The sequence below is a fragment of the Streptomyces sp. NPDC004051 genome (assembly GCF_053604275.1).
This window is the reverse complement of record NZ_JBSGHG010000010.1, coordinates 184,213-208,756: the sequence shown is the minus strand read 5'-3', so window position 1 is coordinate 208,756 and position 24,544 is coordinate 184,213. Positions and strand designations below refer to the sequence as shown.

Here is a 24,544-nt window from a genome sequence, read left to right as displayed (position 1 = left end):
CAGCTACCTCGCCGGCCTCCACCTGCGTGCCTCAATGATCTGGCTCAAGGACCTCACCCGAACCACCAATTGATCACGACTCAATACGCACCCTAACACCGTCAACGACATCCTCATGTCCACACCGTCGCTCGGCAGTTGGGGACGGACCCCCGGCCCGGGCGGCGAGCCGGCTCCGCTGCAGGAATTCATGATCAGCAGATCGGCCGGGCGGCTGCGCGGTGCCCACATCTATCAGGACACCGAAAAAGTTCTCGGTGAGATCGCAGATGATCAGGGACGTGGCGAACAGGTCCGCAACTGGTTCCGCCGCCCCGGCTACGTCCCGGAATCACTCTTCTACCTCTTCGCAGGCCGTCCGGAACGGATCCTCATTTCCTCCATGGAGGAACGCGTCGCGGCGCTGTGGCCTCACACCGACGCGTCCGGGAATGAGTAGCCCCCCTCCTGAGGACAGCGGATTGCCCCCACTGGATTGAGCCCGGGCTTGACGCGCAGGCTGCCGTCTGACGCCCTCAACATCGACCGGGCCCCGCCTGCCGCGGCCGGCACCACGCGAGGAAGTTCTTGGTCGTACACGAGACCGCTTCGCACGCGGAACAGATGGGGAGCCGAAGCCCGTGTGGGTCCGTGCGGCAGGATTATGGGGGCGATGGTCTGCTGTATGCCTGGGTTCGGCCGTCGCTCCTACCACTTGAGACTAGAGCCGCCGATGCCGCCCACGGTCCTTGTCCGGACGATGGAGCCGCAGTGGGGGCCTATAGGAAGCGCCAGGAAGCTGTCCTGGGCTAATTCCACTACCTGTCAGTGCCTGGTGCCACTAAACGCCAGTAGGCCGAGGAAGGTTTCACCACGTCAGAGGATAGGTTCAGAGATCCGACGATGGCAGAGAAACGATATGCGGCCACTGGCACCGAAACGGCACTTCACACGGTGCGGGCCGGGGTGGAGCCGGAGGCCGTGTTCGCCCTGGCGCATGCGGTGGTGGCCCGCTGGTGGGAACAGGCCCTGTACTGGGAGCGGGAGGAGATCTGGCCGCAGCGCCTGCACCGATTGGCGGGCGGCAGCATGGGCGGCGAGCCGGCGTGGTGACGGATCGTGGACCGGGACGCGGCCGTCTTCCCAAAGGTCGTGGCGGTGGCACAGGCGCTGCTGGACCTCCGGGAAGACGGCCGAGGTGGCCTGGCGGGCGAGCGGAGGGGTGCGGTCCCGGGCACTACGTGATGACGGCCCGTTCTGCCGGCGGCTGGGCGAACGGGTGGACCGCACCTGGCTGGGGCCGCTGATCGCGGCCGACAACGGCGGACCGCTGCACGGCTTCACGGGCGCGCTCGTCCGCGCCCGCCGCGGGGTCGGGCCGCCGGGGTGGCGGGACGATCCCTGGCACTTGAAGCGGGAACAGCAGCCCGCCACGATGGCCGGGCAGCTGCGCGACCTGGCGGCGGAGAGGAAGTCGGGCGGTACGGGCTGCTCCTGCCGAAAAGCTCATCCGCCCAGTTCAGGCGGCATGTCGGTACTCGTGGAGGATGCCGCCGAGTCGTTGGCGTCGTCGTATGTCGAGGTGGGTGATCTGCTCCGGATCGCTGATCGGCATCGGCAAGGGGCGTAGCGGGCGGGCGTTGGCGATGCCCTGATGGGGCCGGTGGGAGTTGTAGAAGTCTTCGCACTCACGTAGCGCGTGGAGCAGGTGCCGCTGGTTCCAGATCAGGGTGCGGTCCAGCAGCTCGCGCCGGCAGGTCTGCACCCACCGTTCCATGATCGAGTTCATGCGCGGCATCCGGACTCCGCTGAGTACGACCTCGATCCCCGCCTCGGCGAGGACCGCGTCGAACAGGGCGGGAACCTTCCCGGCCCGGTCCCGGATCAGGAACCGCGCCCGGCAGCCGGCGTCTTCGAGGTCCATGACGAGGTTCTTCGCGCCGTGCGTCACCCAGGGGGCGCTCGGGTGCGCGGTCGCGCCGAGGATCCGGATCCGCCGGCCGGCGTGCTCGAGCACGGCGAACACGTCCAGTCGTGCCCCGGTCAGGGTGACCGTCTCGAAGAAGTCGCAGGCCGACAGCGCGTCGGCCGGGGAGCGCAGGAAGTCGCCCACGCGCTGGAGGTCCGCTCGGGCGCCGGGTCGATCCCGGCCTCCCACAGGATCTCCCAGACCGTGGAGGCGGCGACCTGCACGCCCGGCACCAGCAACTCGCCGTGGAGGCGCCGGTAGCCCCAAGTGGGATTTTCCCGTGCCAGGCGCAGCACCAAGGCGCGGATGGAGCGCACGGTGCGGGGCCGGCCCGGGCGCTTCGGCTTGGACTCGGCGGCGTGGCGGCGGGCGACCGGGTCGCGGTGCCGACGGAGCACCGCGTCCGGCCGCACCAGCAGCCGCAGCTCGCGCGGCACGTCCCGCGGCAGCCGGTACAGCAGCGCCGCCAGGAAAGCCCGGTCACTCGGGCTGAAGCGCCCCTTCTCCTTACCGAGTCGGCGCTCCGGCACCGACAGTTGGTGGCGCAGGGCGAGGATCTCCATGTCCGTGTCCCGATCGCTCACCGGCAGCAGGCACAGCAGGGCGAACGCGTTCGCCCTGCCCGAGTGGGCCAGTCGCAGCGGCACGGTCGGTCATCATGCCGCGTTGATCGACAGCCACGCGACGGCACAGACCCGACCGACCGCACTCGACATCCCGTACCCCCCGCACACCGGCTCCGACCAGGGCGGATCAGGTTATCGGCAAGCGCAGGGCTGACCGCGGTCTACCTCAACCAGTCCTTGACGGACGCCCCACGAACCGGTGCTCAGAACTGGGCGTCGCTGCGGGCGACCGCCTTCGGCGGCTGGCAGCAGTGCCGGCACCGGCGCACGACGGGGCCGGCGGGGTTTCGGCCTGCGGTGCCCCCGCAAAGGGACTAGCGTGATCTCCAGAGCAGTCGTGGTTCCGAAGTCGTTCGCCCGCGGTCACCTTGCCCGCGGGTGTATTGCTGTGCAGCCCGCTCCGGACCAGGCGATCACCTCCGGACCCGCAGCACCGTGCGGGCCCGAACCCCTCGAAGGAGACCGGCATGGCCAAGGGCACCGTGAAGTGGTTCAACGCGGAGAAGGGCTTCGGCTTCATCGCGCAGGAGGGCGGCGGCCCGGACGTCTTCGCCCACTACTCCAACATCACCGGGCAGGGCTACCGCGAACTGCAGGAGGGCCAGCACGTGGAGTTCGACATCACCCAAGGCCCGAAGGGCCCCCAGGCGGAGAACATCCGCGTCGTCTGACCCCAGCGCCCGAACAGGCCCGGTGCCCTCCGCTTCCGTTCTAGTGGTCGTCGCAACACCCCGGTGCAGGGGATGCGCAGGCGCCTCGTGCCGTGCCCGAGGAACACCAGTGCGTACAGCCTCGTGCCGAGCGCGGTGCCGGGGTGGAGGAAGTCCGCCGCAATGATGCCCCCCGGCCTGGGCGGCCAGGAACGCGCGCCAGGTTGGACCGGCACGACGCGGCGCCGGGCCGGTGCCCGCGGCGTTGAGGATCTCCCAGACCGTCGAGGCAGCGATCCGATGCCCGAGTCGGGCCGACTCCCCCTGGGATCCGCCGGTGCCCCCACCGCCGGTTGTCCCGGGCCGGCCGCAGAACGAGCGTCTTGATCGCCGCTCGGGTGGGCGGGCGTCCGGTGCGTCGGCGTGCGGTGTAATCCCGCGTGGCGGCGACGGGTTTGTGGTGCCGGGCGGGCAGGGTGGCGGGGTGACCGGGAAGACCTCGCGCCGGTCTCGGCGCGGACGGGGCGGCGCACCGGAATCGGTCGGCCGGCTCGGAACGGGCCGGGCCGGCCGGTTGGCGGCGCAGGACAGCGTTCTCGTGCCGTGGCACGAGCAGTTCCGCATCCTGGGTGGTGTCGCGGCGCGGCAGCACCGGCGGGACGGACGGCAGCCTCCGGGCCACCTTGGGCAGCAGGGACACGGTCACGCGGACATGCTCTCAGGGTCGAACCGCATCACTCCCACCTGCGCCGATGACTTTTCGAGCGGCACACCCTCGCGTCCGGGCCGTCCGCCACGGTCACCGCAACCGTGACCGCCGCCACCACCCACCCTCACCGCCGAGCCCGAACCCGCACCCACCAACACCGAGACCGTGGAAGTCGAGGTAGAGGTGACGCAGACCGTCACCGAAAAACCCGACAGCGGCTCCGGCAGCGGCGGGTACAGCAGCGACGACAGCAGCAGTGGTGGTGGCAGTGTCTACTACCGGAACTGCGCTGCCGCGCGCGCCGCCGGAGCTACCCCCGTCCGCCGCGGCGAACCCGGCTACGGCCGGCACCTCGACCGCGACGGCGACGGCATCGGCTGCGACTGGGGATAACCCACCAGACCCCGCCACGCCAGGACATGCGCCCGGCGCGGGCGATGGGGGTGAGCGTCCCGCTGCTGGCCTTCGGCAAGGCGGCCCGTGCTCCAGGCCCCCTCTCACCGACTCGTACAGTGTTGTCGCCGTGACCGGTCCACGGGTCCGGATGCGTCCGGACGGTGAGCCTTGCGGTGGATTCCGCGGCTGCCGTGTGGTTGCCGAGGCGGAGTGGGCCGGTGTCGTGGCCGCAGCACTTGGACCGGCCGGGCGCTCACGCCCCGCTGGACACCCACCGCAGCACCGCCGCCACCCCCAGCGTCACAGCCGGTACCGCCCACGGCCACCGCATCACCCGCCGCACCGAGGGCGCCAGCCACAGGGCTCCCACCGCGCCTGCCAGAGCGACGGCCAGGGCACAGGCCAGCTCGATCCCGCCGTAGGCGGCCTGGTCCCAGTCGCCGTCCGGGCGGGTGTTGATCGCCAGCCAGAGGAAGAACGCCGCCGCCAGGGTCAACAGCACCACCGGAACGGCGAGGATCACGCGGAGCAGGCGGCGGTCGTCGTCGGGGTGGTGTGGGCGGTCGTCCACCGGGTGACGGGAGTGGCCGGTCTTCTGCCTGTCGCCGGTGTGCGAGGGTTTCGAGGACTGCATCAGCGGATCGCGTTCCTTGCCTGGTCCAGGTGATGGGTGAAGTCACGGCCGTAACGTTGCGCCTGATCGTTCTCCCAGTAAGGTCCCCCGTTGTACCGCGCGGCAAGCTCCTGTTGTTGCTCCACCGTCATTTCTTCCGGGGGTACGTCGGCGAAGTCGCTCTCCGCCTTGAGCTGGGCCAGGTACTCGGTGGCGATGAAGATGTTCTGTCCCGGGTCCTGGAGCGATTCCTCCACCATGGTTCGCTGTTGGTCGGTGAGGTTCTCCGGGTCGTAGCCGAGCACCTCGGCGCCACGCCGTACCTGGATGGCGATCGGCCCGAAGGAGGTCTCGTCGGGGGCGCCGCCCAGTCGTGACGGCAGGTTCTCCGGCCTGATGGGGCTCAGCGGGGAGTCCGCCTGTTCTCGGATGGTGTCGGTGATGTCGTCGAGTGGGCCGGGCTGGCCGGCGATCTCCTTCCAGGCGATGCCCGCCACCATCGAGGGCGGCAGCCCGGCGTTCTGCGCGGCGGCCTTGATGATGTCCTTGTTGGCCCGGATCCACTCGGTCTTCTCCTGGTCACCGGAAGGCGGAATCCAGTAGCTGTCCGTCGCGCCCGGCAGTGAAGCGAGCTGTATCCGGATGCTCTGGAGCGTCGGGGAGACCGGCTCGTCCCCGGCTGTCGGGTAGTAGTCCTGCTTGGGACCGCTGCCCGGCAACCGGGTCACCGGGTTACCGCTTGCCTCGGCCGCCTCGCGCCGGAGGTCGGGCATGGCGGCGGCGACGTCCACCCGCTCGGTGAGGAATACCTGGAAGTCCGGCACCAGGTCGTACGCCTGCTTGAGCTCGTGGAGGCAGAGGTCGCGGGCCTCCTTCTCGGTGGTCCGCGCCAGGTCGAAGTCGCCGCCCGCCGCGTCGTGCAGCCGGTTGGCCTCGTCCCGGATGTCGTCGACGTCCATGGTCAGCTCCGCGAAGAAGTCCAGGACGCCGGTGGTGGCGCGCATGTCCTCCCACTGCCGCATCGGCTCAGCCTCCTGCGCCGTGCGGGTGATCGCGGTGCCCTTGGTGTGGATCAGGTCCGCGAGCGCCTGCTCGTTGACCAGGCCATTGGAGTAGTGCGCCTTCGCCAGCGTCAGCGCCTCCGCGTAGCGACGCAGCGCGCCCGCGGCGTGCCCGTAGGCTTCGGCGAGCTCGTCGACCAGACGGCGCCCCTCGGTGAGCCTGGCCGTGTAGTGCGCGCTGCCCTTGCTACGCCACTCGGTGTGCTTCTCTGCCCGCTCCGCCGCAGGAGCGACAGCCGTCAGGAGAGTCTTGATGCGGCGGAATTCGTCCGCGTTGCGCTCCACCAGCGGCGGGTTGCAGTTCTCCAGGAACTCGACGTCCTTGCGATAGCTGCGTCCGTCGCTCATCGCGTTCCCGGCGAGACGTAACGGCCGTCGAGCACGGTCTCCAGGAACCGGCGGGCGGTCTCATCCTCGATCTCCGCGAAGTTCCCGCCGACCGTCCGCAGTCGGGTCGACAGCGCTGCGAACAGGGCCATGGTGTCCAGGAACTGGTCACCCGCAAACTCGGCGAAGCGTTCCACCTGACGTGCCACGTCCTCATGTGCCCTGGGTTTCCGTGCCAGGGTGGTCAGCTCGGCGTCCGGGCGGCCTTCGTGAAGAAGCCCGGCGATTTCCACCAGCAGGTTGGCGTTCCCGTTGATGGAGTCCGTCTTTGCCACCAGGTCCTTGCTCGAGGTGGCCGGCGCGCCTTTGCCGGAGTCCGCCGGTAGTTGGTTGAGCCGCATGCCGTCCTCGGCCTGCCGCGCCAGCGCATCGGCTTTCAGCTGCGCCCATTCCTGCTCGAAGGACACCCCGTCTCCTTCTGTTCCGTCCGTGTCTCGTCATGTTTATTCACGCTCCGTGGGCCGGAACGGTTCTGGGGAAGAAGTGGGAGAACCTGCGCCGGTCAGCTCGCCAAGATGCGGGACGTGGGCGTCTTGCCCGCGTGGCGGTAGACGTCGTTTCGGCGGTGAGGTCGACGAGGCGGTGAGGGTGTCGTCGCCGCCGGGCATGCCGAGGGCGTCGAGGAGGAAGACCGCGTCCTCTTCCCGCTCTCCTCCCGAGAGGTGGAGGAGCTGATGCTCCAGCGCGGCGTGGTCGTCTTCTACGAGACGGTGCGCCGCTGGTGCGGCAAGTTCGGGCAGGCCTACGCCAACGCCCTGCGCCGCAGGCACCCCCGCCCTGGCGACGCATGGCACCTGGACGAGGTCTTCGTCAGGATCAACGGGGAGCGGAAGTGCCTGTGGCGGGCCGTCGACCAGTGAACCGTTCCGGGTTCGGTAGAGATCTCAGATGTTGGTTGTGAGCTGGGGTTTCGTGATGCTCAGGTAGTGGTTGGCTTCGTATTCGACGGGCGGGATGTGCCCTATCTCACCGTGGAGCCGGGTGTGGTTGTACCAGTCGGTCCATTCGGCGGTGGCCAGCTCGACCTGGGCGAGGGATCGCCAGGGCCGCTGCGGCTTGATCACCTCGGTCTTGAAGAGGCCGATCGTGGACTCCATCAGCGCGTTGTCGTACGCGTCACCGACCGATCCGATCGAGGCGGCGATGCCGGCCTTCTCCAAGTGCTCGGCCAGCGTGAAGGACGTATATTGCGATCCCGCGTCCGAGTGATGCACCAACGCACCTGGAAAGGGAGGCAGTTGGTCGCGATCGCGTTGCCACAGCCCCATGTCCAGGGCGTCCAGGACGAGCCGGGTCTGCTTCGTGGTCGAGGCGGACCAGCCGACGATCCGGCGGGAGAAGGTGTCCACGACGAAGGCGACGTAGACGACGCCGGAGAACGTGGCGACATGGGTGAAGTCGGCGACCCAGCAGCGGTTCGGCGCGCCGGCGACGAAGTCGCGGTCGACCAGGTCCGGTGCCCTTGGCGCGGAGGGGTCCGGAATCGTGGTGATCACTCTCTTGCCGCGGACGGCGCCGGCGATGCCGAGCTCGCGCATGAGGCGTTCGACGGTGCAGCGGGCCACGGTCCGGCCCTGGCGGTTCAGGTGCCGCCAGATCTTCCTCGCGCCGTAGACACGGTAGTTGGCGTCGTATGCCTCCTGGATCAGGATCTTCAGTTCGGTGTCCCGGACGGTGCGGGCCGAGGGTGCCGTCAGGCGCTTGTGGTGGGCGTAGTAGGTGGACGGGGCGATCTTGCAGTCGTGGTCGGTCAGAACACGGCAGATCGGCTCGACTCCGCCGAAGCGGTCCCGGTGCTCGTCGATGAACGCTACGAGCGTGTGTGTGGCCGGTCGAGCTCGGCCGCGAAGAAACTCGCCGCGGCCTTCAGGATCTCGTTGGCCCGCTTCAGCTCGGCTGTCTCCTTCTTCATCGCCTTGATCTGCGCGGATTCCTCCGTCGTCGTCCCCGGCCGGGTGCCGGCGTCGATCTCGTCCTGGCGGACCCACTTGCGCAGCGTCTCGGTCGTGCCGATGCCGAGCTTCGCGGCGACCGCTTTCATCGCGGCCCACTCGGTGTCGTAGTCGGGCCGCACCTCGGCGACCATCCGCACCGCACGACGGCGCAGCTCAAACGGGTAGGGGGAATGACGTGCCATGACTCGATCCTCTCAAACGATCGAGTCCCTACCGAACCCGGAACGGTTCAGGCGTTGTTGCGTCGCAGTAGGGCGGGGACGGCGCCTGCGGCAACGAGGACGGCCAAGGCGGCGTATCCGCAGGTGAGGGTCGCGAGGGTCGCGACCACGGCGACGAGGAGGGGGCCTCCGGCGTCGCCGAGTTCACGGCCGAGCTCGGCCGCGCCCATGGTCTGGCCCATGCGCTCCTCCGGGGTGCTGGTGGCGAGGGCGGCGAAGCCGAGCGGGGTGATCAGGCCGGTGCCGGCACCGATAAGGGTGGCGGCGAGGAGCACACCAGCGAGTCCGGGCAGCATGGCGCCGGTGAGGCCGGCAGCGGTGAGGGCCAGGCCGACGGCGAGACCGGTACGGGTGGTCAGCCGCCCGTTGTCGAGGGCGCGTCCGGCGTAGGGCTGGACGAAGGCGGCGGTGGCGGCGAGGGCGGAGACAGCGGCGCCGGTGGCGATGGTGCCAAGTCCGGCGGCGGCGCCGGAGACGGGCAGGAAGCCGACGCCGACGGAGAGAGCGGCGGTCGCGGCGGCCAGCGCGGCGGTGGGTCCGAGGAAGGCGGGGTCGGCCAGGCGGCGGGCGAGGTCTAGGACGGTCTGGCGCTGCTTGGGCAGCGGAGGCACCGCCGGGGCGGCGAGCGCGGCCCACACGGTGACCGCTGCACCGAGCAGGGCGAGAACGGTGAAGAGCAGGCGCAGGCCTCCGGCCCAGACCAGGAGTCCACCGAGGAGGGGGCCGAGGGTGTAGCCGATGGACTTGTAGAAGCCGTAGCTGCCGAAGGCTCGGCCGCGCTTGGCGGCCGGGTTGAGGCGGGCGACGAGTGCGGATGCGGACGGGGAGAAGGCGGAGGCGGCGACGCCCTGACCGAGGCGGGCGGCCCAGAGCCAGCCGGGGCTGTCGGCCATGGCGTAAAGGGCGGAGGCGAAGGCGAAGGCGATGAGGCCGCCGACGAGGACGGGCTTGGCGCCGATGCGGTCGGCGAGACTGCCGAAGATGGGCTTGAGGATCACCTCGGCGCCGTCGTAGAGGGCGAGGAGCCCGCCGAGGACGAGCAGGGAGGTGACGGCGTCGTCGGAGAAGCCGCCGAGGTTGGCGGCGATGCCGTGGGCGCCGAAGGCGGTGGTGAACCCGGCCGCGTACAGCGGCCACATCCGGGCCGCTGGCGGCGCTTGCGCGGCGGGGGTGGCGGCGGTCATCGGCGGTCTCCCGGGGTCTCGTGCAGGTGGGCGAAGACGCGTTCGGCGTAGTCCTCGCACACGGCGGTGCAGGTCTTGAGCCGGGCCGCGGCCTCGGCGGCCTCGGGGGCGCCGAAGACGTCGCGGGCGGTCAGGTCGCGGTGCCAGCGGCGCAGCCGCTCCAGTGACTGTTCCTCTTCCTCGAGCTCGGCGAGGGTGAACTTGCCGAGCCGGATCTCCTTGGCGATCTCCGTCTTGAACTTGCCGCAGTCGGCGAGGAACTCGGCCCAGTCGGCCGAGCGGGCGGCATCGAACAGCTCCCGGAAGCGGACAGCGTCCGCGGGGCTGCGGCCCGAGGCGTTGAGGGTCAGTGCCTGGCCGCCGGCCTTGTCGGTCAATTCCACGGCTCGGGCGAAACCGTCGGCGAAGATCGACATGTCCGGCACGGCCCAGATCCCTTGCCCGAGAGACAGGGCGCCGATTCTGCGCAGTTCGCGCCAGACGGCCACCCGGTGGCGGGAGGGCTCGACAGGGATCTTGAGGACGAGGACGAGCCAACGGACGTTCGGTTCCGTGTCCGACACAATTCAAAATGTAGCGTCCGTTACATTCACCTGGGTGGCCGCTGTTGCCGCAAGCGCCCACCTTCGGCGGCTACGACGCCAACATCACCCGGGCCGCGCTTCAGGCCTGCGCCACCGTCTGCAGGGTGTGCGGTGACGAGTGCGCCCGTCACGCGGACATGCACGAGCACTGCCGCGTTTGCGCCGAGGCGTGCCGGCGCTGCGAGCCGGCGTGCAACGAGCTGCTCGCCGGACCGGGCTGACGCCTGCCGGTATGCGGCCGGGCGGCCCCGTGGTGGCCCCGGGGCCGCCCGGCCCGCGCGTACTGAAGGGCAGGTCAGTGGTGGGCGTGGACGACGGCGTGGCCCTTGCCGCGGCCGATCATCCACTTGTTGACCGGTGTGGTGATCACGAACGCCACGGCGAAGCCGCCAAGCAGCGTGTACCAGAACAGCCCGTCCGCCAGGTGCGCCCCCATCGCTCCCGGCGTCAGCGCGATGATCGCGTTGTCGACCAGTTCCATCAGTGCGATGGAGACCGTGTCGGCGGCCAGCGCCACCTTGACCGCGGCCTTCAGGGACAGCCCGGCGCGCACCACCGCGAAAAGGGTGAAGGAATAGCCGAAGACGAAAGCCAGGGTGATCGCCAGGACCATGGTCGGCACGTTGTCCCACAGCAGGGCGGTGCCGATGGCCATGCCGAGGATCTCGCCGATGGCACACCCGGTCAGGCAGTGCAGCGTCGCCCTCACCGCCATCGCCCAGGACGCGCCGCTCGTGTGGCCGCCGTGTTCCGCATGATCGTGGCCGTCCACGGGGGTGGTGTGGCCGGGCGCGGTACCGGTGTGGTGCGTGCTGTGCTCCATGAGCCTCATCCCCATTCGGCTTCCAGGGTGGCCGCTGGCGGCCCCATACCCTCGAACCTATACCCCTAGGGGGTATATTCCCAGGGTTCCGGACCGGCTGCCGAGCGGTGACGGAGCATCCAGGTACGGCCGTCGGCGGCGGACTCGTAGACGCTGTCGGTGCTGTCGGCGGCCAGCAGCCGCTGCGTACTCACCGCGGTCAGCACCGTGGCCCGACCGCCCTCGGGCAGGCGCCCGAGTTCCGCCCATGGCCGGACGCCGCGGGCGATGAGCACCCGGCCGTCGGCCGTGAGCGCCACGAGCGAGCCGTGTGATGCTGCGCGCCCGGCGCGGCATCTGCGGGTGAGAGAACTCCAGCGGCTATGCCGCCGAACGCCAGTCGGCGGCCCGCCAAGACAGGGCGACGATCACCAGACCGCCGCAGACGATGAAGACGCCCGCGAGGTTGAAGGTGGGCCATCTCGTCTCGGAGCCCATTTCTGAACCGGAGTCGGCCGCGCACTGATCATCAGGAGTTACGACTCGGTCCGCGATTGAGGTCGTGGCGTGCTGGCCTGGCGGTTCGGCTGGTGGTTGATCAACGAGCCGCCTGCCGGGCGAGTATCAGTTCGGTGCTCGGCTTGCGGCAGGTGGCCCGGCGGGCGGAGCGGTCCGAGACCGGTGAGGCGATCGCCTGGTGGGTTTCGGCGTAGTCCTCGCGCCGGCCGGTACAGCGCTGGAGCGGGCGCCACTGCCGCAGTTCGGCGTTGGCGTGCTCGACACAGATACGGGCGGAGGACTGCCGACGGCGCATCTCCCGCCAGGAACTCCACCGACCGGTCGATCGCGCGGACGGCCGGGGCGACGGGACCGTTGCGGTCGAAGTCCTCCCGGCCTTGCCGACTGTGTTCGACCCGGGCATGGTTGACCTGGAAGCGGGCGGTGTCGTCACTCATCGCCTTGAACGCGACGTCCGGTCGGTGCAGCAGGCTCGCCGCGGTCGTCACCGCGACCGACTCGTCCCGCATGAACTCCTCCACCACCCGGACCTTGTCCTCCGCCGACACTTCGGCCGCCACCTGCGGACGCTTGAGGAAGTCGGTGGTGACCGCCGCGGCAACCTCCTCGTCCCGGGCCAGCGAATGGATCGCGGTGACCTTCTCCTGCGGCGTGACGGGGTCTCGACCTGCCGCCCCACCCGCCGACTCGCGTCGTCCGTGGTCCACCGGGCCTTGCCGTCCGGCGGCATCCCGATCGCAGCGAACCGTTCCGCCTCATCCTCGATGTTCGCCAGGGCACGGTGGACCGTGTACGGCGCCGTCTTCGAACTGCGGTGATCCTTCGGCCAGCGGGAGGCCACCCACCTCGTGGTCTTCACCGTGGCGACCGACAGCCCGATGTCGTCGGTGGGGCGGATGCAGCGCGAGCCAACTGTCACGCTTCCCTCGAACCCGCCCGTGAACTGCATAAACATCCGTCAAGAACCGCCCGGCGCGACAACGTGACAGCCCCTGGCAGCAGCGGCCGAAGGTCGGCACGCCCCGCGCGAAGACGGTCCGCGTACGATGGCCGACTCGAGGGGACGGTGGCGTGGCCATGAGAACGCACCGGTGGTACGCGGCGACCGCGATGGTACTGCTGCTGAGCGGCTGCGGAGGCGCGCCGGAGAGCGACAGCACAACCGGCAAGGCGGCGGCGCTCACGAAGAAACAAGTCGGCCCCACTCCGCGAGCTCCGCCCGGCAGCGGACGTCGTCGGCCAAGTCCTCGAATTGGGGGTCCTGTCGCACGTCGAACCGTCCTCGAGGGCTGCCGCGTCGGCGCCGTCGTCGGCGCCGACGAGCTGCAGGATGCAGCCGAGGATCCAGGCGGCGCGCGGCTGCGGTAGTTGGTCGATGAGGAAGTCGGCGAGCTCCGCTCCGTGGTCCTCCTCTCGCTGCCCGGGCTCCCGGCACGTCAGACGGCGACTCCCCTGCCTGCAGGCACGCCGACCACCCTGCTCAGCATCGCTGCCATGGGCGGGGCGGCGGTCGGCCCGGATCCGCTGCGCGTCGTTGATGATGGTCCAGTCCTTGTCGGCGCGGCCCGCGATCCGGTGTGCCTCGTCCATGACCGCCGGGTCGAACGGCGGCACCGCGTACCTACTGCCGTGACCGCAAACGATCAGCGGGTTGTGGCGGTCAGGCCGGTCGGGCTTGGTATGCGGTGATCTATTACTCTGTCCGGTCAGGTCACTGGCAGGACACGGGGGAATTCGATGACCACTGCCTCGCGGTACATCCCGAAGCCGATCACCACCGAACGGCTGGTGCTGCGGCTGTTCGCATCGGGTGACGTCGATGACCGGTACGCGTACCAGTCCCTGCCGGAGGTCGCCCGCTACCTCTATCGTCCACCGCTCACCCGCGCGGGCTGTGCCGAGGCCATCGCCGCGCGGGCTGGCGGGACCGCTTGGCAGGCCGACGGAGATGTGCTCCTGCTGGCCGTGTGCCGGGGGGACGAGCCAGGTGTCGTCGGCGAGGTGGTCCTCACCCTCACGAGTGCACGCGCCCGACAGGCCGAGATCGGTTGGGTCTTCAACCCGCAGTACGCCGGACAGGGCTACGCTACCGAAGCGGCGCGCGCACTGGCCTCGCTGGCCTTCGGTCAGTTGGAAGTCCACCGGATCTTCGCTCGCCTCGATGTCCTCAACACCGCATCGGTGCGCGTGTGTGAACGTCTCGGTATGCGCCGTGAGGCGCATCTGGTCGACAACGACCTCGACGGAGACCGTTGGGGCAGCGAGTACGTCTACGCGACGCTCGCCCATGAGTGGAAGGAATGAGCCCCAACTGCCCGATGGCATCAGGGCTGCGCTGGACGTGACCACCGGGTGGGCGACGACCGCTCTCGCCTCGGTTGGATGTGACGGCACGGCCGCATCATCAGGATCGGCCGCGAGGCGTTACGGTGCCTGCTCGCCTGCCGTGGCACCACGTTCCAGCGGACCAAGACGTGGAAGGAGTCGCCCGACCCGGAGCGCGACGCCAAGCTGGACCGGATCGAGGAGGTGCTGGAGCGCTTCCCGGACCGGGGGGCGCGTTCGACGAGTTCGGGCCACTCGGGATCCGACCGACCGCCGGCTCGGACTGGGCCGGGAAGGGACGCCCCGAGCGGCATCCCTCGACCTTCCACCGCACGCACGGGGTGTGCTGCTTCCACGGCTGCTACCCGGTCGGCGACGACACCCTGTGGGGCGTCGCTCTGCGCGGTAAGGGCACCGTCCGGACGGTGCCCCGACCTACGCCTCCTGGCCAACCCGATCGAGGCCCGCTTCGGACCGCTGCGGCAGTTCACCGTCGCCCACTCCCACCACCGCAACCACACCGCACAGGCCTGCACCCTGCACGCCTGTCTGCGCCGGCGCAACAAGAACGCGCGCCACCCCGACGTACTGGCCGCCCAACGCCGCGAGCGCGCCCGCATGCGCGGTGAAAAAGGCACCCGCTGGGGCGGACGTGCCAGGTGCCTGGCAGCGTGGAGGGACGACTACCGGCACGGCCCCGTCGCACAGCACGAACCGCAGGGAGCTCCGCATGGACCATCAGGACGTCGACGCCGCCGTGGCAGAGATGCTGCGGGTGCTCAGCCCCCATACCGCCGAGGACTGGACGGTGCCGGCGGGGCCGCTCGATTGGACCTGCCGGCACACAGCAGCGCACATCGGCCATGACCTGCTGGCCTACGCGGGGCAGCTGGCAGCACAGCCCGCCGACGCCTACCTTCCCTTCGACCTGACCATCCGTTCCACCGCCTCGCCGGCTGAGGTGCTCCGGGTCGTCGCCGCCTGCGGCGGGCTGCTCAGCAGCGCGTTGGCCACGGCCGACCCGACCTTGCGTGCTTGGCACTGGGGTCCGTGCGACCCCGACGGGTTCGCAGCGATGAGCGTCGCCGAAACACTCCTGCACACCCACGACATCACGCAGGGGTTGTCCGTGGACTGGCTGCCGCCAGCACCGCTGAGCGCAGCCGTACTCGACCGACTCTTCCCCGTCGCCCCGCCCGGGGACCCCACCCAGGTACTTCTCTGGTGCACCGGCCGCGGGGACCTCGACGGCCTCCCTCGCCAAACCTCATGGAGGTGGGAAGCCGCACGATCGGACTGACCGAGCTGCCCCGGCGAACCTTCCCGGTCGCAGCACCAGCACTTGGGAGTGCTGTACGGATGAGTGACATCTGGTCCGGCTTGCCCATGGGGCGGCTTGAGATGACGCTGTCGAAGTGGCTGCGACAGGCCGCCGTGGAGGACGGCGAGAAGCCCGGTGTCACCAGGTCCGAGCCGGCGGAGAACCGTGAGCTGAAGAAGCGGATCCGGCTGCCGGAGCAGGAGAACGAGGTCCTGCGTCGCGCGGCGGCCTGCCTGGCGTGGGCGAACCTGCCGGGAAAAGGCTCTCCCCGCTCGTGAGAGAGCTCGCCGCCGACAGGATTCCGGTCGCGGGCGAACAACAGGCAAAGCACATCAGAACGCCCAGGTCAGAGAGGGTAGAGCCCGCGGCGGAATGAGGATCGTCTCTGCCAGGGAAGTGGGAGTCGGCAGTCCCACGTCCGCGAGGCGGCGCCATGCGTCTCGGACGGCTCGCTCGGTCGCGGGGTCGGGCAGCGGTTCCACACTGTGCACACGGGCAGCGTACGGTCGGGCGCCGCTGCGTGCGGGGCTGCTGTGCCGGTGTCACGATGGTGGGGTCGGACAGCGGTGGCCGGCCGGTCGGGTTGCGGCTTCGCGGAACTTCATCGTCGAGGAGCGTGCGTCGTATGGACAGGTCCGGGCTGATCGAGGCGGTCACACACAAGGCGGCGGACGGTGGTGATCTGTCCTTGGAGCAGGTCGGCCGGGTCGTCGACGCCCTGTTCGGGACCGTCGACCGGGCGGGTGCGATCGCCGAGGCACTCAGGGCGGGGAAGACCGTCACCCTCACCGGTTTCGGCAGTTTCCATCAGGAGGACGGCGAGGCGGGTCTGCGGCCGGGCAAGGCCCTCAACGAGTTCGTCCACGGCCAGGTCGGCTGACCGGGCACCGGCCCGATGGCCGTCATGGCCTTGTGGGCCCCGGGGTGTCTGGCCCGTGGGGTGAACGCGCGGACGGAAAGCCGTTGACGGGCGGCGGCCGGCAAGGGTCATCGGCGACGCGGTGGATTTTCGTGGTCAGTCCGCCGCGTATCGGCAGACGGCATGGCCATCCGGTTCGTTGCCCGGGACCCCTTTGTGCGGGCCCCGACCGCTGCTGGTGGGCCCGCACGATCGCGGAGTCCACCGAAACGGCCCGGCTCAGGTCCTCAGCCGCGTCGACCTGAACCATCAGGGTGGTGAACACCCGCCCCAGGTGCCGTCGACGGCCCACATCCGCAGCCGGTTGCAGACGGCTCACCAGTTGCCGTACTCGTCCGGCAGGCGCACCCGTCGGGTTCCGGTCTGGAAGGTGTGGGCGATCGCGTCGATCACCTCGCGGCGGTCTCGCCGGTGACCGTCCCGCTTCGGCGCCCGGTCCGGGGACAACGGCTCGTTCCTCGCCCACTGCGCATCGGTCGATGCTGCGGAGTCAAGGTGTCGCGGCCTCCGCAGTGCCCTGGCCCGCGACTACGACCAACGGCCCGAGGGCGGTGGTTCCGGCGGTCTTGCCCGGCGTTCGGATCCGGTGCGAGACTTCGTAACCGCCTTCGCGGGTAAAGGAGTTGGGCTTGTCGCCTACGGGAAGACCGTTACGGCCCCTGACCGTCCTCTTCGCTCCGGAGAGCGCGTACGGGCCGACGAACAACTGCGTAGGAATCGGGGATGTCCTGCGCCGCCGGGGGCACCGTGTGGTGTTCGCCGCGGAGGCGTCCTGGAAAGGTCGCCTCGCGCCGCTCGGTTTCGAGGAGGAGCTGGTCGATCTGGCCCCGCCGCCCGAACAACCCCAGGACGCGGGCCAGTTCTGGAAGGACTTCGTACACGACACCGCGCCCGAGTTCCGGAAGCCGACCATCGAGCAGTTGAGCACCTGGATCAAGCCGGTGTGGGAGGAACTGATCTCCGGTGCCCGGTACTGCGAGCCGCAGCTGAAGGAGATCATCGACCGGGTCCGGCCGGATGTGATCGTCGAGGACAACGTCGTGTGCTTCCCGGCGTTGACCACGGCGGGCGTTCCTTTCGTGCGGATCCTTTCCTGCAATCCCCTGGAGATGAAGGGCGAGCACGTTCCGCCGCCGTTCTCCGGGTATCCGGCCGGGGACCGGAGCGAGTGGGACGAGTTCCGCGCCGAGTACGAGCGCACGCACCGGAGCCTGTGGAGCGACTTCAGCGCCTGGGTGGCCGAGCAGGGCGCGCCTCCGTTGCCCGACCTGGAGTTCGTCCACGAGGGTGATCTGAACCTGTACGTCTATCCCGAGTCGGCCGACTACACGGATGCCCGTCCGCTGGGCCCCACCTGGCACCGGCTGGACTCATCCGTCCGCGAGACGCGGGAGAGGTTCACACTGCCGCCCGGCCTGGCCGACGGCGGCGCGCTGATCTATTTCAGCCTCGGCTCGCTCGGCTCGGCCGACGTGGAGCTCATGCGCAGGGTCATCGCCTCGCTCGCCCGCACCCCGCACCGCTACATCGTCTCCAAGGGCCCGCTGCACGAGGAGATCGAGCTGCCGCCGAACATGTGGGGCGAGGAGTTCCTGCCGCAGCCCCGGATCCTCCCGCTGGTCGACCTCGTCATCACGCACGGCGGCAACAACACGACCACCGAGGCCCTCCACTTCGGCAAGCCCATGATCCTGCTGCCGCTCTTCTGGGACCAGCACGACAACGCCCAGCGCATGGCCGAACTGGGGTACGGCGTCCGGCTCGACCCGTACCGCTTCACCGACGCCCAACTCCACGGCGCGATCGGCCGTCTGCTCGACGATACGGCCCTGCGGCGCGCCCTCACCGAGGCCGGTGAGACGATCCGGGCGCGCGACGGACTGCGTACGGCCGCGGATCTGATCGAGCGGGCCGCCACGGGCTGACCCCACCGGCCCTCGGACGGACCGGTCCCCATACCGCCGAGGCGGTCGCGTCTGCGCATGTCGAGGCGGACGATCCGCTCCGGAGCGGTGATCGGCGTGGGCAGGGAGCCGCGAGGGCAGACGTTCGCGATGCTCTGGTGGGGTCGGCAGGAGTTGTAGAACTGTTCGCACTCGTGCAGAGGGTCAGAGGGTCGAGGAGAGGGCGCTGGCTTCAGGCCGACGTCCTGTCGAGGAGTTCACGTCGGCAGCTCTGTATCCAGCGGTCCAGCGATGCATGCGGGGGTTCGTCCGGGACATCCGGATGTCTGTGGTGATCACCTTCGGGCCGGCGTCGGCCGCAAAAGCGTCAAAGGCGGTCGTGAACTTCGCGTCGCGGTCGTGGAGCAGGAATCTGACCTTGCTGCACGCTCCCCTGCCCGGTCGGAGACAGCGGTGTCGTCCAGGGCCCGGATGCGCCTGGTCGCGTGCTCGACGACGGCGCACACGTACAGCCGCGCCGCGGCAGGGCGCGGACCTCGAAGAGGGCGCAGAGCGGTGCGTCGGCCTGGCCGTGCGAACAGCGCATCGGCGCCCGCGCACTCGACTGCGTCGACAAACCGCTCACAGGGGAAGCGGAGCGCCGCCACGCAGGCGATCAGCAACACGAAATGAATCACGGTCCCGGCCCGGCCTCCTGTGCCGACGGGGCTCCGCCCCCGCGACGCGCAACCGCACGACGATCCCGGACCCGCATGCGGCCGCCTGCCCGAACCTGGTCCCGACCGGCCTCTGCCTTGAGCGCTCGTCTCGACCGGTCGACCCGAGCGCTCAAGGGCGGTCGTCGGAGGCGGGGCGGCGCCCCGGCGTTCGGTCAGTGGGTGGCGAGGAGTTCGAGCGTGTCGATCACGCGGTTCGAGAAGCCCCACTCGTTGTCGTACCAGGCGACCACCTTGACGTGGCGGCCGTCGACACGGGTGAGGGCCGAGTCGAAGATCGACGAGGCGGGATTGCCCGTGATGTCGGAGGAGACGAGCGGGTCGTCCGAGTACTCGAGGATGCCGGCGAGCGGCCCCTGTGCTGCGGCGCGGTACGCCGCCAGCACGTCGTCGCGCGTCACGTCGCGGGCGACGGCCGTGTTGAGTTCGACGATCGAGCCCACCGGCACCGGTACGCGGATCGAGTCGCCCGACAGCTTGCCGTCGAGGTTCGGCAGTACCAGGCCGATCGCCTTGGCGGCACCGGTCGTGGTCGGCACGATGTTGACGCCGGCGGCTCGGGCGCGACGGGCGTCGCGGTGCGGACCGTCCTGCAGGTTCTGCTCCTGTGTGTAGGCGTGCACCGTCGTCATGAACCCGTGCTCGATGCCTGCGAGTTCGTCGAGGACCGCGGCCAGCGGCGCGAGCGCGTTGGTGGTGCAGGAGGCGTTCGAGACGATCGTGTGCACGGTCGGGTCGTAGGCATCGGTGTTGACCCCGAACGCGAGCGTGACGTCGGCGCCGTCCGACGGCGCGCTGACGAGCACCTTCTTCGCGCCCGCGTCGAGGTGGGCGCGGGCGGCCTTGGCAGAGGTGAAGCGGCCGGTGGCTTCCAGGACGATGTCGACGCCGAGTTCGGCCCACGGCAGTTGCGCCGGTTCGCGCTCGGCCAGCACCGTGATCCGGCGGCCGTCGACGACGAGGGCGTTCCCGTCGACGGTCACCGGACGCCCGAGCCGGCCGGCCGTGCTGTCGTAGGCCAGCAGCCGGGCGAGCGCAGCGGGCTCCGTCAGGTCGTTGACGGCGACGATCTCGAGGGCGCTGTCGCGCTCCAGCAGGGCGCGCAGCACATTGCGTCCGATGCGGCCGAATCCGTTGATGGCGATGCGAGTCATGAGTGATGTCCCTTCCCTTCTCCTCCAGGCTCGCCCGCGGCTCGCGCCGCCGACAGTGGCGGGATCGCCACGGTTCGAAAGGATCCCGTCACGCGGTGCTGGGCGGGTCACTCGCCCCGGGTGAAGGTGCGCCGGTACTCGCTCGGGGTGGTGCCGAGGATGCGCTGGAAGTGCAGGCGCAGGTTCGCTCCGGTGCCGAGGCCGACGTCGGCGGCGACCTGTTCGACGCTGCGCTGCGAGCGTTCGAGCAGTTCGCGGGCCAGGTCGATGCGGGCGCGCATCACCCACTGCATCGGCGTGTAGCCGGTCTCCTCGACGAAACGCCGGGAGAACGTGCGCGGCGAGACCCCCGCCTGCCGTGCCAGCATGGCGAGGGTGAGGGGCTCGCCGAGCCGGTGCAGCGCCCATTCGCGGGTGGTGCCGAAGCGCTCACCGAGCGGTTCGGGGACGCTGCGCGGCACGTACTGGGCCTGGCCACCACTGCGGTAGGGGGCCGCGACCAGACGCCGGGCCGCGTGGTTGGACGCGGCCACCCCGAGGTCGCCGCGCAGGATGTGCAGGCACAGGTCGATGCCGGAGGCGGCGCCGGCCGAGGTGAGCACGCTGCCCTCGTCGACGAACAGCACGTTCTCGTCGACCTGGACGAGCGGATGCCTGGCCACCAGTGCCCGCGTGTAGTGCCAGTGCGTCGTGGCGCGCCTGCCGTCGAGCAGGCCCGTGGCGGCGAGCGCGAAGGCGCCCGTCGAGATGGCGGCGAGCCGCGCGCCCCGGTCGTGGGCGGCGATCAGGGCGTCGACGACGGCCTGCGGCGGGTCGTCGCGGTCCGGGAACCGGTAGCCGGGGACGAAGACGATGTCGGCCCACGCAAGCGCGTCGAGGCCGTGGGTGACGTGGTACGCGAGGCCATCGCCGCCGGCCACGAGACCGGGTGTCGCCCCGCACACCCGCACCTCGTACGGCATGCTCGCGCGGGTCGTGAAAACCTGCGCGGGAATTCCGACATCGAGCGGCTTCGCACCCTCGAGCACCAGGACGGCGACGCGATGCAGGCGGGAGGCTGGCATGGGACAGAGGCTACGGGGGTGTGACGTCGATACGCCCCCTGCGCACACACACCGACGGCGCGTCCGGTCCATGTACCTTCCGCGCCGTCCCGCTCTGCTCCGAACGGGGCCGCCCCGAACCGCGGGCCGAATGGCGTCGTTCGGTGCGGCGGAGCAGCGGGCTCGCGATCGAGATCGACATGCGGGCGTCTGATGGGAACCGGCTGACGCGGGCAAGGCCGGCCGCGAAGGGGGCTCGTGGTGTTCGCACTGCCCCGAGCCCTCGTCAGCGGGGCGCAGGGCCCAGGGTCAGCGTCGGCTCCTGGAAGCCAGGCCGCCACCGATCCCCGCCACATGCAGCGCCAGGGCGGTCAGTCCCAGCAGCATCACATTCGTCGAAGAGAACACATCATTGGTGCCGATGTCCGCCGCGTTGATCAAGAACGCGAAGAAGAACAGCACCGCAGCCACTATGCCCAGCATGAGCAGGCTCCTCTCTGACGGGTGAAGCACGTATGCCCCGACATCGCCTCCGCAAGCCGGGGCACAACGATCGGGCTGTTCCCGACCCGGTCCGGATGTGCGGTGGTCGGGGGCCAGTGGCTGTCGGTGACGGCGAAGCCCTCGGTGGACGCATCCCGGCCGGAAGTACCCGTGTCCGCCGAGGGCTTCGCGCTTGTCCACCCGTCGATCGAGCCGCCCGGCAGCGCTCTGCGGCACCTGACCGAGCCGCTCACGGGTCGCTGACGCCTGCGGTGCGGGCAGGCGGTCCCGGTCAGGCGGACGGTGCCGGCCAGGCGGACGGTGCCGGCCAGGCGGACGGTGCCGGCCAGGCGGACGGTGCCGGCCAGGAGGCGACCGTGTCGTGCGGGTAGGCGTGGCGGCCCGCGCCGCGGCGCCAGGGGTCATCGGCGGTGACGTGGATCTGTTCCACGTCTTCGGGGGCGGTGCGGAAGACGACGGTGAGGGCTGCTGGACGAAGTCCACCGGCGCTGACCGGTGTCAGCGGGCTTCGGCGTCCCGAACGGCTTTCACGGCCTCCCAGGGCCGGGGCCCGCTTCCCTCTGCCCAGCGCACCAACGCCTGCCGGTCCACACACACGATTCCGCACTGCTCGGCGTACTCCACCGCCGGCGCGGTGAAGTCGCTGGTGGTGACCAGGACAGCGACGTCGGCCTCGTGGATGGCGAAGCAGGTGCCGCCGAAACGCTGCATGTCCTGAGAACCGACCCGGTGGGAGTCGCCGTAGCGCTTGCACTGGATGACGACCCGCCACCCCTCGGGCGACACGGCGACAACGTCGGCGCCCAGATCCCCGGCACCGCCCACGACTTCCACACCGGAGCAGCCGTCGCGCTCGCAGAGGGAGGCGACCGCGGCCTCGAATTCCTCGGCATCCAGGGCGTCATAGTCGATGTCGACGTCCATGTCGAAAGCCACTCGCGGCCGGGGAACGGTCGCGGTCTCCCACGCCTCGGCCGCCTCCGTCGCCGCCTCGTCGAGCGCGGCCGCGGCCCGTCGTGCCGCTCTCGCCAGATGAAGACGGCGTCCCAGGCCCGCGACGCCTGCGGCACCCAGCAGGAGCAGGGCGAACGCCCAGCCGGGATGCCGCTCGGCGATGCCGACCGCCGTGCGGGCCCCGAATCCCAGGACGCTCACCACCACGGCCAGCAGGACGAAGAAGAAGGCTGTCGAGCGCAGGTCGAACCCGCGCCGGCGGTTCACGGTCGGCGTACGACGTACGGGGGCGGCCACGGTGATGAGTCCCCTCCTCGGGATCGATGCAAAGATCACTTCCTCCGTCTGCCCAGGACCGGAGGTCATGTGGGCGGCTGATTGCCGAGTACGACCGGACACGGCACTGCGGCCACCTTCACGAACCCACGAATTCACGAACGAGCGGCGGCGAAGCTCCTCACACACCCCAACCAGCCCCAGATGGCCGGAAATCCCCCGACTCGACACCAGCAGCAACAGAACACCATGAAGGTCCGACGTCGGGCCCCGGGCCGTCTCGTCAGACGTCGAAGGGGGTGACCGGACAGAGGAGCCGAGGGCGGGTGGGTGATCTTGATCGAGAGCCTGTCCGCCGGGAGCTTCGTCGTGCCGTGCAGACCTCGTCCGCCGGCGTCCCCGGCCACGCGGCCGGACTGGAAGGGCCCAGGGTAGCTGCCTATTGCATCCAAAGCCTCGGGGGTGATCGAATGTGCGTCCGGCGATCGGTGTTCTTGACGTTATGCAGAGGGTGTCGCACATGATGGGCCGCTGGCTGGCAAGCAGAACGAAACAGCGTCAGACAGGCCCCCTGGCAGCTGTGCAGACTCCCTCCGATGCCGGGGTGCTGAGCTGCCGGGTTCTCGGCCCGGCCGACGAGCCGGTGCCGAACGCCCGGTACGCGATCAACGACACCGTGGGACGCACACTGGTCGAGGGTGGGACGGATCCCTTCGGATCGTTCGTGGCCACGATTCCGGCGGGAGAGTACCGGCTCACGGTGTCCGCCGGGGGGTACCTGCCGTACCGGGTGCCGTGCACGGTCACCGAGAACTCCCTCACCTCGCTCGGCGACGTGACCCTGCAGGCGGCACAGCCGCTGGAGATGCCCGCGCCGGGTGACTGGGAGATCGATCTGGCGCACTCCTCGATCGTCTGCACCGCACAGCACATCGGGATGGCCCGGGTGCACGGCCGGTTCAACTCCTTCGCCGGGGTGGTGCGGATCGCCGGCGACGCGGCGCAGACGGCGATGCACGTGGTGATCGACGCGGGATCCATCGACACCAACATGAGGATGCGTGACGACCATCTGCGGTCGGCGGACTTCCTGGCCGTGGAGCGGTTTCCCACCATCGAGTTCTACAGCGACCGCTTCGTGCCCCGGGGCGGCAACCGGTGGGACGTCATCGGCGAGTTGTGGCTGCGCGGGGTGGCCCGTACGGTCACGCTGGACGTGGAGTACCTCGGGCTCGGCAACGGCATGCAGGGCGAGGCCCGGGCGGTCTGCCGGGCCACCGCCGAACTGCACCGCGACGACTTCCAGGTGAGCTGGCAGACGATGCTGGCGCGGGGTATCGCCGCCGTCGGCCCCACCATCCGGGTCGACATCGACGTGCAGGTCGTACCCCAGAGCTGACCGGCCGGCCTGCCCCCGCGCCCGCGCCCTCGGGAAGGCGGCACGGTCCTGGAACACCGCCCTGCCCGGCAGTAAACGATCATCGTTCTCGCAGCTCTTGACCGGCCGCCGGTGCGGGCCTAGCCTCACATCGCCGCTCATCCCGCTGCGGGAGAGCACCGGGTCAGCCAGACCCGGGCGCCGAAGGAGCAACACCTCCCCGGAAACTCTCAGGCACCCCTACCGCTCGGGCAGGCACCTCTGGAAAGCAGGCGCTCCCGTGCCTCGCCCACGGTGCAAGCCGCGGACCTCCGCGGCGAAGCTCTCAGGCTCCATGACAGAGGGGGAGGCTCCGCTCGGCAGCGCGGGTTCCTGCCCGTGCCCGACTCCTGAGG

The 24,544-nt window shown here is 70.1% G+C and carries 24 protein-coding genes, 5 pseudogenes and 2 riboswitches; of the genes and pseudogenes, 13 read left to right on the top strand and 16 right to left on the bottom strand.

Going from position 1 to position 24,544, the window contains the following annotated elements; all coding sequences use genetic code 11:
* Window positions 1-190 precede the first annotated feature (190 nt).
* Window positions 191-439: a hypothetical protein gene (locus tag ACWEQO_RS14350; RefSeq protein WP_452982695.1), complete on the top strand. Its 249-nt coding sequence runs from the start codon at window positions 191-193 to the stop codon at window positions 437-439.
* 443 nt (window positions 440-882) lie between these two features.
* A complete protein-coding gene (locus ACWEQO_RS14345; protein WP_452982692.1) occupies window positions 883-1,092 on the top strand; it encodes a hypothetical protein in 210 nt (69 codons plus the stop codon).
* 406 nt (window positions 1,093-1,498) lie between these two features.
* On the opposite strand, the pseudogene ACWEQO_RS14340 reads toward ACWEQO_RS14345, so the two are convergent.
* Window positions 1,499-2,595: pseudogene (locus ACWEQO_RS14340) on the bottom strand (integrase core domain-containing protein).
* Between the two features lie 446 nt (window positions 2,596-3,041).
* On the opposite strand from ACWEQO_RS14340, the gene ACWEQO_RS14335 reads away from it, so the two are divergent.
* A complete protein-coding gene (locus tag ACWEQO_RS14335) occupies window positions 3,042-3,245 on the top strand; it encodes a cold-shock protein (RefSeq protein WP_452982689.1) in 204 nt (67 codons plus the stop codon).
* An 853-nt stretch (window positions 3,246-4,098) separates the two neighbouring features.
* The gene (locus ACWEQO_RS14330; RefSeq protein WP_452982686.1) at window positions 4,099-4,326 is read left to right on the top strand and encodes an excalibur calcium-binding domain-containing protein; all 228 of its coding nucleotides are present in this window, start codon (window positions 4,099-4,101) and stop codon (window positions 4,324-4,326) included.
* A 256-nt stretch (window positions 4,327-4,582) separates the two neighbouring features.
* On the opposite strand, the gene ACWEQO_RS14325 is transcribed toward ACWEQO_RS14330, so the two are convergent.
* From ACWEQO_RS14325 to ACWEQO_RS14315, 3 genes are read right to left on the bottom strand one after another with little or no spacing between them, the layout of a single operon-like run.
* A complete protein-coding gene (locus ACWEQO_RS14325; protein ID WP_452982683.1) occupies window positions 4,583-4,963 on the bottom strand; it encodes a hypothetical protein in 381 nt (126 codons plus the stop codon).
* Entirely contained in the window at window positions 4,963-6,351 is a 1,389-nt protein-coding gene (locus tag ACWEQO_RS14320) for a hypothetical protein (protein ID WP_452982680.1), read from the bottom strand. The genes ACWEQO_RS14325 and ACWEQO_RS14320 overlap by 1 nt, the downstream gene beginning before the upstream one ends.
* Entirely contained in the window at window positions 6,348-6,797 is a 450-nt protein-coding gene (locus tag ACWEQO_RS14315; protein WP_452982677.1) for a hypothetical protein, read from the bottom strand. The genes ACWEQO_RS14320 and ACWEQO_RS14315 overlap by 4 nt, the downstream gene beginning before the upstream one ends.
* 234 nt (window positions 6,798-7,031) lie before the next feature.
* Between ACWEQO_RS14315 and ACWEQO_RS14310 the strand changes: the two are divergent.
* Window positions 7,032-7,247, top strand: a pseudogene (locus ACWEQO_RS14310) (DDE-type integrase/transposase/recombinase); the annotation flags it as partial.
* Window positions 7,248-7,274: 27 nt separating this feature from the next.
* Here ACWEQO_RS14310 and ACWEQO_RS14305 read toward each other — a convergent pair.
* The 3 genes from ACWEQO_RS14305 to ACWEQO_RS14295 form a co-directional block, all read right to left on the bottom strand.
* A protein-coding gene (locus ACWEQO_RS14305) for an IS3 family transposase (protein ID WP_452982674.1) occupies window positions 7,275-8,527 on the bottom strand; the annotation gives its coding sequence in 2 pieces (ribosomal slippage) (window positions 7,275-8,245 and window positions 8,245-8,527; 1,254 coding nt in all).
* Between the two features lie 47 nt (window positions 8,528-8,574).
* Window positions 8,575-9,750, bottom strand: a complete 1,176-nt coding sequence (locus ACWEQO_RS14300; RefSeq protein WP_452982671.1) for an MFS transporter — start codon at window positions 9,748-9,750, stop codon at window positions 8,575-8,577.
* A complete protein-coding gene (locus tag ACWEQO_RS14295) occupies window positions 9,747-10,313 on the bottom strand; it encodes a Chromate resistance protein ChrB (protein WP_452982668.1) in 567 nt (188 codons plus the stop codon). The genes ACWEQO_RS14300 and ACWEQO_RS14295 overlap by 4 nt, the downstream gene beginning before the upstream one ends.
* A gap of 68 nt (window positions 10,314-10,381) precedes the next feature.
* Here ACWEQO_RS14295 and ACWEQO_RS14290 point away from each other — a divergent pair.
* Window positions 10,382-10,555, top strand: a pseudogene (locus tag ACWEQO_RS14290) (four-helix bundle copper-binding protein); the annotation flags it as partial.
* Between the two features lie 74 nt (window positions 10,556-10,629).
* On the opposite strand, the gene ACWEQO_RS14285 reads toward ACWEQO_RS14290, so the two are convergent.
* From ACWEQO_RS14285 to ACWEQO_RS14270, 4 genes and pseudogenes are all read right to left on the bottom strand, one after another.
* Window positions 10,630-11,157, bottom strand: coding sequence for a DUF4396 domain-containing protein (locus tag ACWEQO_RS14285; protein ID WP_452982665.1), 528 nt, complete (start codon window positions 11,155-11,157; stop codon window positions 10,630-10,632).
* 65 nt (window positions 11,158-11,222) lie between these two features.
* Window positions 11,223-11,456 carry a hypothetical protein gene (locus tag ACWEQO_RS14280; protein ID WP_452982662.1) on the bottom strand — a complete coding sequence of 78 codons (234 nt, stop codon included), beginning with the start codon at window positions 11,454-11,456 and terminating at the stop codon, window positions 11,223-11,225.
* Between the two features lie 278 nt (window positions 11,457-11,734).
* Window positions 11,735-11,950, bottom strand: a complete 216-nt coding sequence (locus tag ACWEQO_RS14275; protein ID WP_452982707.1) for a hypothetical protein — start codon at window positions 11,948-11,950, stop codon at window positions 11,735-11,737.
* Between the two features lie 7 nt (window positions 11,951-11,957).
* Window positions 11,958-12,544 (bottom strand): annotated as a pseudogene (locus ACWEQO_RS14270) (DUF6192 family protein); the annotation flags it as partial.
* 848 nt (window positions 12,545-13,392) lie between these two features.
* Between ACWEQO_RS14270 and ACWEQO_RS14265 the strand changes: the two are divergent.
* The 5 genes and pseudogenes from ACWEQO_RS14265 (at window position 13,393) to ACWEQO_RS14245 (ending at window position 16,181) form a co-directional block, all read left to right on the top strand.
* Complete coding sequence (locus ACWEQO_RS14265; RefSeq protein WP_361462601.1) at window positions 13,393-13,959, top strand: GNAT family N-acetyltransferase; 567 nt, start codon at window positions 13,393-13,395, stop codon at window positions 13,957-13,959.
* Between the two features lie 87 nt (window positions 13,960-14,046).
* Window positions 14,047-14,652, top strand: a pseudogene (locus tag ACWEQO_RS14260) (IS630 family transposase); the annotation flags it as partial.
* A gap of 58 nt (window positions 14,653-14,710) precedes the next feature.
* Window positions 14,711-15,280, top strand: a complete 570-nt coding sequence (locus tag ACWEQO_RS14255) for a maleylpyruvate isomerase N-terminal domain-containing protein (protein WP_361462604.1) — start codon at window positions 14,711-14,713, stop codon at window positions 15,278-15,280.
* 59 nt (window positions 15,281-15,339) lie between these two features.
* Window positions 15,340-15,579 (top strand): transposase, encoded by a 240-nt coding sequence (locus ACWEQO_RS14250; RefSeq protein WP_452982658.1) that lies wholly within the window; start codon window positions 15,340-15,342, stop codon window positions 15,577-15,579.
* 347 nt (window positions 15,580-15,926) lie between these two features.
* On the top strand, window positions 15,927-16,181 hold the full coding sequence (locus tag ACWEQO_RS14245) for an HU family DNA-binding protein (RefSeq protein WP_452982655.1): 255 nt from the start codon (window positions 15,927-15,929) through the stop codon (window positions 16,179-16,181).
* A 354-nt stretch (window positions 16,182-16,535) separates the two neighbouring features.
* On the opposite strand, the gene ACWEQO_RS14240 is transcribed toward ACWEQO_RS14245, so the two are convergent.
* Window positions 16,536-16,733, bottom strand: a complete 198-nt coding sequence (locus ACWEQO_RS14240; protein WP_361462625.1) for a transposase — start codon at window positions 16,731-16,733, stop codon at window positions 16,536-16,538.
* 116 nt (window positions 16,734-16,849) lie between these two features.
* On the opposite strand from ACWEQO_RS14240, the gene ACWEQO_RS14235 reads away from it, so the two are divergent.
* Entirely contained in the window at window positions 16,850-18,145 is a 1,296-nt protein-coding gene (locus tag ACWEQO_RS14235) for a glycosyltransferase (protein ID WP_452982652.1), read from the top strand.
* 850 nt (window positions 18,146-18,995) lie between these two features.
* On the opposite strand, the gene gap is transcribed toward ACWEQO_RS14235, so the two are convergent.
* The 4 genes from gap to ACWEQO_RS14215 all read right to left on the bottom strand — a co-directional run bounded on the left by gap (window position 18,996) and on the right by ACWEQO_RS14215 (window position 22,792).
* On the bottom strand, window positions 18,996-19,994 hold the full coding sequence (gene gap, locus ACWEQO_RS14230; protein ID WP_452982649.1) for a type I glyceraldehyde-3-phosphate dehydrogenase: 999 nt from the start codon (window positions 19,992-19,994) through the stop codon (window positions 18,996-18,998).
* Between the two features lie 107 nt (window positions 19,995-20,101).
* On the bottom strand, window positions 20,102-21,058 hold the full coding sequence (locus ACWEQO_RS14225) for a GlxA family transcriptional regulator (RefSeq protein WP_361462614.1): 957 nt from the start codon (window positions 21,056-21,058) through the stop codon (window positions 20,102-20,104).
* A 288-nt stretch (window positions 21,059-21,346) separates the two neighbouring features.
* A complete protein-coding gene (locus ACWEQO_RS14220) occupies window positions 21,347-21,520 on the bottom strand; it encodes a hypothetical protein (RefSeq protein WP_361462617.1) in 174 nt (57 codons plus the stop codon).
* 519 nt (window positions 21,521-22,039) lie between these two features.
* Window positions 22,040-22,792, bottom strand: a complete 753-nt coding sequence (locus tag ACWEQO_RS14215) for a restriction endonuclease (RefSeq protein ID WP_452982644.1) — start codon at window positions 22,790-22,792, stop codon at window positions 22,040-22,042.
* Window positions 22,793-23,291: 499 nt separating this feature from the next.
* Between ACWEQO_RS14215 and ACWEQO_RS14210 the strand changes: the two genes are divergently transcribed.
* A complete protein-coding gene (locus tag ACWEQO_RS14210; protein ID WP_452982704.1) occupies window positions 23,292-24,170 on the top strand; it encodes a YceI family protein in 879 nt (292 codons plus the stop codon).
* Window positions 24,171-24,308: 138 nt separating this feature from the next.
* Window positions 24,309-24,405: riboswitch (glycine riboswitch) on the top strand.
* A riboswitch (glycine riboswitch) is annotated at window positions 24,406-24,497 on the top strand. It begins immediately after the preceding riboswitch.
* Window positions 24,498-24,544: the final 47 nt, after the last annotated feature.

What these genes read in the sequence shown, in the direction of transcription:
- ACWEQO_RS14350 (WP_452982695.1), top strand. Translation starts at nt 191, where the DNA reads ATGATCAGCAGATCGGCCGGGCGGCTGCGCGGTGCCCACATCTATCAG.
- ACWEQO_RS14345 (WP_452982692.1), top strand. Translation starts at nt 883, where the DNA reads ATGGCAGAGAAACGATATGCGGCCACTGGCACCGAAACGGCACTTCAC.
- ACWEQO_RS14335 (WP_452982689.1), top strand. Translation starts at nt 3,042, where the DNA reads ATGGCCAAGGGCACCGTGAAGTGGTTCAACGCGGAGAAGGGCTTCGGC.
- ACWEQO_RS14325 (WP_452982683.1), bottom strand. Translation starts at nt 4,963, where the DNA reads ATGCAGTCCTCGAAACCCTCGCACACCGGCGACAGGCAGAAGACCGGC.
- ACWEQO_RS14320 (WP_452982680.1), bottom strand. Translation starts at nt 6,351, where the DNA reads ATGAGCGACGGACGCAGCTATCGCAAGGACGTCGAGTTCCTGGAGAAC.
- ACWEQO_RS14300 (WP_452982671.1), bottom strand. Translation starts at nt 9,750, where the DNA reads ATGACCGCCGCCACCCCCGCCGCGCAAGCGCCGCCAGCGGCCCGGATG.
- ACWEQO_RS14285 (WP_452982665.1), bottom strand. Translation starts at nt 11,157, where the DNA reads ATGGAGCACAGCACGCACCACACCGGTACCGCGCCCGGCCACACCACC.
- ACWEQO_RS14275 (WP_452982707.1), bottom strand. Translation starts at nt 11,950, where the DNA reads ATGCGCCGTCGGCAGTCCTCCGCCCGTATCTGTGTCGAGCACGCCAAC.
- ACWEQO_RS14265 (WP_361462601.1), top strand. Translation starts at nt 13,393, where the DNA reads ATGACCACTGCCTCGCGGTACATCCCGAAGCCGATCACCACCGAACGG.
- ACWEQO_RS14255 (WP_361462604.1), top strand. Translation starts at nt 14,711, where the DNA reads ATGGACCATCAGGACGTCGACGCCGCCGTGGCAGAGATGCTGCGGGTG.
- ACWEQO_RS14250 (WP_452982658.1), top strand. Translation starts at nt 15,340, where the DNA reads ATGAGTGACATCTGGTCCGGCTTGCCCATGGGGCGGCTTGAGATGACG.
- ACWEQO_RS14245 (WP_452982655.1), top strand. Translation starts at nt 15,927, where the DNA reads ATGGACAGGTCCGGGCTGATCGAGGCGGTCACACACAAGGCGGCGGAC.
- gap (WP_452982649.1), bottom strand. Translation starts at nt 19,994, where the DNA reads ATGACTCGCATCGCCATCAACGGATTCGGCCGCATCGGACGCAATGTG.
- ACWEQO_RS14225 (WP_361462614.1), bottom strand. Translation starts at nt 21,058, where the DNA reads ATGCCAGCCTCCCGCCTGCATCGCGTCGCCGTCCTGGTGCTCGAGGGT.
- ACWEQO_RS14220 (WP_361462617.1), bottom strand. Translation starts at nt 21,520, where the DNA reads ATGCTGGGCATAGTGGCTGCGGTGCTGTTCTTCTTCGCGTTCTTGATC.
- ACWEQO_RS14210 (WP_452982704.1), top strand. Translation starts at nt 23,292, where the DNA reads ATGATGGGCCGCTGGCTGGCAAGCAGAACGAAACAGCGTCAGACAGGC.